The sequence below is a fragment of the Protofrankia sp. CiP1_Cm_nod3 genome (assembly GCF_982290655.1).
Map to the genome: position 1 here is coordinate 15,936 of NZ_CEVIVD010000047.1, position 6,410 is coordinate 22,345.

Here is a 6,410-nt window from a genome sequence, read left to right on the forward strand (position 1 = left end):
GTTAGCTAGTATGATGAGCCTTGGTACCAGCCGTGGCGTGACGGGTAGCGGAGGCATCCGCCCGCTGATCCAGCCGACAGCCTTCTCACCCAGCAAGGGCCAGCGGTTGCCGCCGCTCGACGCCCCCTACCCCGCCAGGACCGTACTGCCACCTCATATCGGAGCGTGGGCAGGGCTTGCGGCACATCTCGGCCGATCGTCTTCGGCTGACGGTAGGCTTGTAATCATGGCTGACACGCGTGGAGCGCCGACGTCCCGCTATCAGCGACCCTATGCCGTCGCGGGGAGCCTGGACCTGCTGCGCGGGCCGTCGTCCGGTGTCGTCCGGCTGCCAGCGCACCTGGACTGGTCCGGCAACGCCGAGTACGATCTTGACGCTCCCGGCAGGGTCGTCGACCTCTACCGCGCCGTCCTCCTCGAGGCGGCCAGCCCACAGGACCTCTACACGTACCTGAACGCCGGGATGCTGCGGCGCCTGTGGGCGTTGCTGTGGCTGCCGGCGCAGCTCAGGAGAGCCTGGGAGCAGAAATTCCCGGTTCTCGCCGAAATCAGCCGGGTCACCGCCACCGCGTAGGCGCAGGCATGGAGCCCCGACACGAAAGGATCACGAAGATCGCTCTGGCTGCCGGGGAACGGTACGGGCTCGCGCTCGCGGGTGGCTATGCGGTCCAGGCGCACGGGATGGGCTCCCGCCCGAGCGGGGATGTCGACCTGTTCACCAGTTGGCAGTGCCGTAACGAGTTCCCGGAGTTGACGTCGGCGGTCGTCTCCGCTCTGGAGGCAGCCGGGTACGTGATATCGATCGCCATGCGGGCCGAAACATTCGCTCGGTTGATGGTGGCCGACCCGTCCGACGGTACGGCCGAGAAGGTCGAACTCTCTGCGGACTGGCGGGCACACGATCCGATTCAGCTTGATATCGGGCCCGTCCTGCATGCGGACGACGCCATAGCGAACAAGATGTGTGCCCTGTTCGGACGCGCCATGCAGCGTGACTTTCTCGATGTCGATGCCGCCATCATGAGCGGTCGTTACTCGCGTGAGGACCTGCTCGAACTGGCCGCCGCGACCGATCCCGGCTTCGACCCCCTGATCTTCGCTGATGCGCTCGGCGCGCTGACACAGATCACCGATACGGCGTTCGCCGAGTATGGCGCCGACCCCCGTGCGATCGCCGAAATGCGCCAACGGTTCGCCGACTGGCGGAGGCGTCTGCTTGCCGAGAAGCCCGGATTCGGCTAACCCGAGCCGGCCAGACCGAGAACCGCTCGGGTACGCGACCTACCCTCACGGATCGCGATCTCCCACTGCTGATCATGCCGAACTATCGGTCATGCTAGCTAGCATGACCGATAGTGAAGGAATGGGTACCTGACGCTGATCTTGCCGAGATTGTCGACAACCCTCGTGTCATCGGTACGGATATCACAACATATACCGTGGCCGGTACCGGCGCCGCACACGTTCCGTATTCACCGGTGCTCCGCCTGACGGTAGCTTCCGCGTCCAGTGATTCACGGCGGCCGATGGCCGTGCCCTTCGCCGTCGTCGCCGGACCTTGCTTTCCAGCGGAAAGATTCGGAGCCGCCGCCCCGTGGCGCGGCTCGAACAGGCGCTATCGGGGGGTGGCGGGCTCGGCCAGTGGTGTGTAGGCGTCCGGGCGGCGCGTGGTGAGGAACGGGAACAGGTCGAGCCAGTCACGTCTCTGGTCGAGGTCGAGGTCGGCGACGAGCACGGCGGGTTCGTCGCGGGGGGCCTGCACGAGAACCCGGCCGTAGGGATCCGAGATGAACGAACTGCCGTAGAAGGTCAGCGTGCCTTCCGAGCCGATCCGGTTGACCGCCACCATGAAGGTGCCGTTGGCGATACCGTTCCCGACGATGACCTGCTGCCACAGCGGCCGGGTGTCGAATCCCGGGTGGTCCGGTTCGGAGCCGATGGCCGTGGGATACACCAGGACGTCGGCACCGGCGAGAGAATAGGCGCGGGCCAGCTCCGGAAACCACTGGTCCCAGCAGGTGGGGAAGCCGAACCGGGCCGCTCCCAGGCCGAGGACCGGATAGGCCGCCGGCCCGGCGGGTCCCCCACGGAAGTAACGGTCCTCGTAGTAGCCGGCCGTAACCGGAATGTGCAGCTTGCGGGTGCGCGCCAGCAGCGCGCCGTCCGGCGCGACGGCGATGGCCGTGTTGTAGCCGAGTCCGTCGTCGCCGTCGTCGCCGTCGCCGTCGGCCCGCTCGTAGAGCGAGGCGTGCACCGGGACGTCCAGCTCCGCGGCCAGCGAAGCGGCGAACCGGCGCGTCGGCCCGTCCTCGACGCTCTCGGCGAGAGCCGCCGGGCTGTCCTGCGGACGGACGTCGGCGAAGTACCGCGACAGGGTGAGCTCCTGGAAACAGATCAGCTCCGCTCCCAGCTCGGCCGCGATCCGCGCGCCGTCACGCAGCGCCGCCGCGTGTTCGGCCGGGTCGCGATGCCAGCGCTGCTGTACGGCACCGAGACGGAACGGGGGGCGGGCCGGAGGGCTGACGCGCGCGGGCGACGTACGTGTCCCGATACTGGTAACCGTCAGCATGCGTCGATGCTCCCATGCCCCCGGCCCCCCTGCTCCCGCGCTGCGCGGCTGCCATCAGGACGGAGGTGAGCGTCTTGTCGCGACGGATGCCCGCGGAGTGGGAGCCGCACGCACGCACCTGGATGGCCTTTCCACCCCCCAGCGCCACGTTCGGCCCGGAGGGCTCCCAGACGCTCGGCGCGGCCCGTTCGGCCTGGGCCGGCGTCGCCCGGCTGGTCGCCGGGTACGAGCCGGTGACGCTCGTCGCCCACCCCGGCCAGGGCGCGGTGGCGGCGCGGCTGGCCGGGCCGGGTGTGCGGGTGGTGGAACGGGAGCTGGACGACGCGTGGATCCGCGACACCGGCCCGACGTTCACCATCGAGGACGGGACCCGCCTGGGGGCGGTGGACTGGGTCTTCAACGGCTGGGGCGCCCAGGACTGGGCGACGTGGGAGGCCGACGCCGGGCTCGGGGCGGACCTCGCCGTACAGGCCGGCGCGACACCACGCCGCTCGGCGCTCACGAACGAAGGCGGCGGTTTCCATGTCGACGGGGCGGGGACGGTGCTGCTCACCGAGACGGTGCAACTCGACCCCCGCCGGAACCCGGGCTGGAGCCGGGAACAGGTCGGGGCCGAGATACACGCACAGCTTGGCACCCGTCACGCGGTCTGGCTGCCGCGTGGTCTGACCGCCGACTACCACCGCCTCGGCACCCGCGGCCATATCGACATCGTTGCCGCGTTCACGCCGACCGGCCCCATTGCCGTGCACGCCCAGCCCGATCCCCCCCACCCCGACCACGCGGTAAGCCACGAGCTGACCGCCCTGCTGGGCGCGAGCAGGGACGCGGCGGGCCGCCCGCTGCACGTCGTCGAGATCCCCGCGCCCGCCGTCCTGCTCGACGGGCAGCCCACCAGCTACTCCTACATCAACCACTATGTCGGCAACGGATTCGTCCTGGTCGGCACCTTCGACGACCCGGCCGACCAGCGCGCCCTGGACCTGCTGGCCAGGCTGTATCCGGGCCGGCGGGTGGAGACGGTCGACGGGCGGGCCGTCTTCGCCTACGGCGGCGGCGTCCACTGCATCACCCAGCAACAGCCACGCGTCACGCGATGAGGACAACGACCACCGGCAGGCCGTCACCCGCCAGGTCGGTGGCTCCCGTCCGCAACCGTGGCTCAGCTCGGCTCAGCTCAGCTCAGTACGAGCGCGAGGGCGGCCAGCCCGGACACCACAGCCGCCAGCGCCACGCATCGGAGCGCCCCGGCCGGGCTCGCCCGGCGGCTGCTGACATCGGCCATGTCCTGGTGGTGGCGTCTCGATCCGGTCAGCCATGCCGCCGCTCCAGCGCTGAGCGCCCACGCACCGGCCGTACATCCCAGCGGACGATTCCCGTGGCCGCAGGAGACGTGCAGGAGCAACGCGCCCAGGCCGACGAACGCGAACCCGGTGCGCTGCCAGGCCAGGTAGGTCCGCTCCGGCTGTGTCTCCCCCGCGGCGCGGTCCGGCACCATCAGCCGATCGCCGCAGGCCCTGGGGCCGCCCGGGGTGGCGCCGCCGTCGGCAGGGCTCACCGTGCCCCTCGGCTGGCGACCAGCACGAAGATCAGCGCAGCCGTGCTCACCAGCGCCACGCCGGCGGCGAGCAGCCGGGGCAGTCCCGAAACCGGCAGCGGCCGCCGCTCCCGCATCGCCCGTTCGACGATCACCCATCGCCGGTAGCTGGTCGCCGCGACGGTAGTGCCGAGTATGATCAGCGGTACGCCCAGAACATGCCGGGCACCGGGGACGCTGAACTCGGGCACGACCTGGACCACCGCCACGCCGCCCGCGAGCAGGGCGAGCGACGTGCGGATCCACGCGAGGAACGTCCGTTCGTTGGCGAGGCTGAAGCGGACGTCCGGGTCCTGACCGACCAGGCCGACATCCCCCAGCCGGGACCCGTCCCTCGACCGGCGCCCATTCCTCGGACGGCACCACCACGCGCGCGCGGACCACGCCCGTCGGGACGGTAAGCGACCGCTCCCATGCCCGTCTTCGCCCGCGCCCACCCCCTCACCGTACTGGTCGAAACGTCGCCGCCCAGGTACGCCGCCGGCCCCCCGCGGCGGCGCTGGCCGAGGTGAGACTGGGGGCATGCCGACGTTGCCAGCGGATCTGATCGCCGCACTGACCGCGCCGCTCACCGGGCTGGACGCCGAGCTGGCCACCCGCTTTCCCGGGGATCCGGGCAGCTCCCAGCCGGTGCACACCTGCTACGTGCCGGCCGACCAGGTGACCGCGACCGTCGTCGACGACTGGGCCGCGGCCGCCCGGGCCGCCTTCGGCGCGCACGCCGGCGAACCATCCGGCCTGGCGGCGGCGACCGGCGTCCCGGCGGCCCTGGCCGGGCGGGTCCACGACCATGTCCGCCGGGTGCTCACCGGCTCGCCGGTCGCCGACCTCCGGGTGGATCTCGAGGACGGGTACGGTGTCCGCGCCGACGCCGAGGAGGACGCCCACGCCGTCGCCGCGGCCGAGGCACTGCGCGCGGCCGCCGCCGCGGGCCGGCTCCCGGCGTCCTACGGGCTGCGGCCGAAGTCGCTGGACGCGGCCGTGCGCGCCCGCGGGCTGCGCAGCCTGGACCTCTTCCTGACCGCGCTCACCGCGGGCGGCACCGCCGCCGCGCCGCCCGGACTGGTGATCACCCTGCCGAAGGTGAGCGCGCCACAGCAGGTGAGCATGTTCGGCGCCGTCCTTGAGGAGCTGGAGGGACGCCTCGGGCTGGCACCCGTACCGCTGGAGGTGCAGGTCGAGACCCCGGCGGCGGTGCTGGCGCTGCCGGCGGTCGTGGCGGCGGGCCGCCCCCGCCTGCGCGGCCTGCACGTGGGCACCTACGACTACTCGGCGGCGCTGGGGATCAGCGCCGAGCATCAGGCCGGCGACCATCCGGCGGTGGAGCTCGCCACCGCGCTCATGCAGCTCGCCGCGGCCGGCACGGGCGTGCGGGTGGCGGACGGGTCGTGCAACCTGCTGCCGGTCGGTGACCGCGCCGCGGTGCACGCGGCCTGGCGGCGGCACGCCGAGCTGATCCGCCGGGCCTGGCGGCGCGGTCTCTACCAGGGCTGGGACCTGCACCCGGCGCAGCTGGTCTCCCGGCACGCGGCCGTGGCGTCCTGCCTGCTCACCGGCCTGCCCACCGCGCTGGCCCGGCTGTCCCGCTGGGCCGCTACCGGCGCCGCCGGCGCCGGCGCCGGCGCCGTCGGCGGCACTGTCGCGGCGCATGCGACCGGTCCGCTCGCGACGATCGGCCCAGCCGGCCCGGTCACGGCAGCCGGCCCGGTCGCCGACGAGCCCGCGACCGCCCGCGCGCTGGCCGGCCATCTCCGACGGGCACTGGACGTGGGCCTCCTCGACGACGCCGACCTGGCCGCAACCGGCCTGACCCGCGAAACGGTCGCCGCTGCCGCCCTGCCCCCACCCGGAACCCACCGACCATCTGGATGAACGCATCCGGTCACGAACATCCGATCACATCGTCCGCCCCGCGCTCTGCCCGCACACGCGGTGCTCGGCTCGTAGTGCTCGTTTATGCCCAAGTTGTTAACTACTCTTAGTAGTCAAACAACTCTGACACAGAACGCCTCAGGTGCCGCGGTAGGCGGAGAAGCCGTAGGGGGACAGCAGCAGGGGGACGTGGTGGTGCTGCCCGGGGTCGGTCACGACGAAGGTGATGACGACCTCCGGGAAGAACGCCGAACGGGACGTGGTGTCGAACACCAGGCGCCACGCCCCCGGCCCCTCAACCGGCAGGTCCCGCACCCGTCCATCACTGCCGGTCACAGCGGACGTCACCAGCCGCCAGCCGCGGACGTCGCC

The 6,410-nt window shown here is 71.9% G+C and carries 8 protein-coding genes; 4 read left to right on the forward strand and 4 right to left on the reverse strand.

Features of this window, described 5'->3' with window-relative positions:
* Positions 1 to 226 precede the first annotated feature (226 nt).
* Together AC5LUJ_RS11465 and AC5LUJ_RS11470 are read left to right on the forward strand one after the other, a co-directional pair.
* Positions 227 to 574, forward strand: coding sequence for a hypothetical protein (locus tag AC5LUJ_RS11465; RefSeq protein WP_250286307.1), 348 nt, complete (start codon positions 227 to 229; stop codon positions 572 to 574).
* Positions 575 to 582: 8 nt separating this feature from the next.
* Positions 583 to 1,242, forward strand: a complete 660-nt coding sequence (locus tag AC5LUJ_RS11470) for a nucleotidyl transferase AbiEii/AbiGii toxin family protein (RefSeq protein ID WP_250286304.1) — start codon at positions 583 to 585, stop codon at positions 1,240 to 1,242.
* A gap of 373 nt (positions 1,243 to 1,615) precedes the next feature.
* On the opposite strand, the gene AC5LUJ_RS11475 is transcribed toward AC5LUJ_RS11470, so the two are convergent.
* Positions 1,616 to 2,569, reverse strand: a complete 954-nt coding sequence (locus AC5LUJ_RS11475) for a nitrilase-related carbon-nitrogen hydrolase (protein ID WP_250286302.1) — start codon at positions 2,567 to 2,569, stop codon at positions 1,616 to 1,618.
* Positions 2,570 to 2,634: 65 nt separating this feature from the next.
* On the opposite strand from AC5LUJ_RS11475, the gene AC5LUJ_RS11480 reads away from it, so the two are divergent.
* On the forward strand, positions 2,635 to 3,669 hold the full coding sequence (locus AC5LUJ_RS11480) for an agmatine deiminase family protein (protein ID WP_493464916.1): 1,035 nt from the start codon (positions 2,635 to 2,637) through the stop codon (positions 3,667 to 3,669).
* A gap of 77 nt (positions 3,670 to 3,746) precedes the next feature.
* Here AC5LUJ_RS11480 and AC5LUJ_RS11485 read toward each other — a convergent pair whose 3' ends face one another.
* On the reverse strand, positions 3,747 to 4,127 hold the full coding sequence (locus AC5LUJ_RS11485; protein ID WP_250286298.1) for a DUF202 domain-containing protein: 381 nt from the start codon (positions 4,125 to 4,127) through the stop codon (positions 3,747 to 3,749).
* Positions 4,124 to 4,603, reverse strand: coding sequence for a YidH family protein (locus AC5LUJ_RS11490; RefSeq protein ID WP_250286296.1), 480 nt, complete (start codon positions 4,601 to 4,603; stop codon positions 4,124 to 4,126). Before AC5LUJ_RS11490 ends, AC5LUJ_RS11485 begins: the two co-directional genes overlap by 4 nt.
* Before the next feature lie 85 nt (positions 4,604 to 4,688).
* On the opposite strand from AC5LUJ_RS11490, the gene AC5LUJ_RS11495 reads away from it, so the two are divergent.
* Complete coding sequence (locus AC5LUJ_RS11495) at positions 4,689 to 6,038, forward strand: DUF6986 family protein (RefSeq protein WP_493464917.1); 1,350 nt, start codon at positions 4,689 to 4,691, stop codon at positions 6,036 to 6,038.
* A 138-nt stretch (positions 6,039 to 6,176) separates the two neighbouring features.
* On the opposite strand, the gene AC5LUJ_RS11500 is transcribed toward AC5LUJ_RS11495, so the two are convergent.
* A partial coding sequence (locus AC5LUJ_RS11500; protein WP_493464918.1) for a hydroxyisourate hydrolase occupies positions 6,177 to 6,410 on the reverse strand: 234 nt, incomplete at its 5' end.

Excerpts from the sequence above, each read along its gene's own strand:
- AC5LUJ_RS11475 (WP_250286302.1), bottom strand. The coding sequence starts at position 2,569 with ATGCTGACGGTTACCAGTATCGGGACACGTACGTCGCCCGCGCGCGTC.
- AC5LUJ_RS11470 (WP_250286304.1), top strand. The coding sequence starts at position 583 with ATGGAGCCCCGACACGAAAGGATCACGAAGATCGCTCTGGCTGCCGGG.
- AC5LUJ_RS11495 (WP_493464917.1), top strand. The coding sequence starts at position 4,689 with ATGCCGACGTTGCCAGCGGATCTGATCGCCGCACTGACCGCGCCGCTC.
- AC5LUJ_RS11465 (WP_250286307.1), top strand. The coding sequence starts at position 227 with ATGGCTGACACGCGTGGAGCGCCGACGTCCCGCTATCAGCGACCCTAT.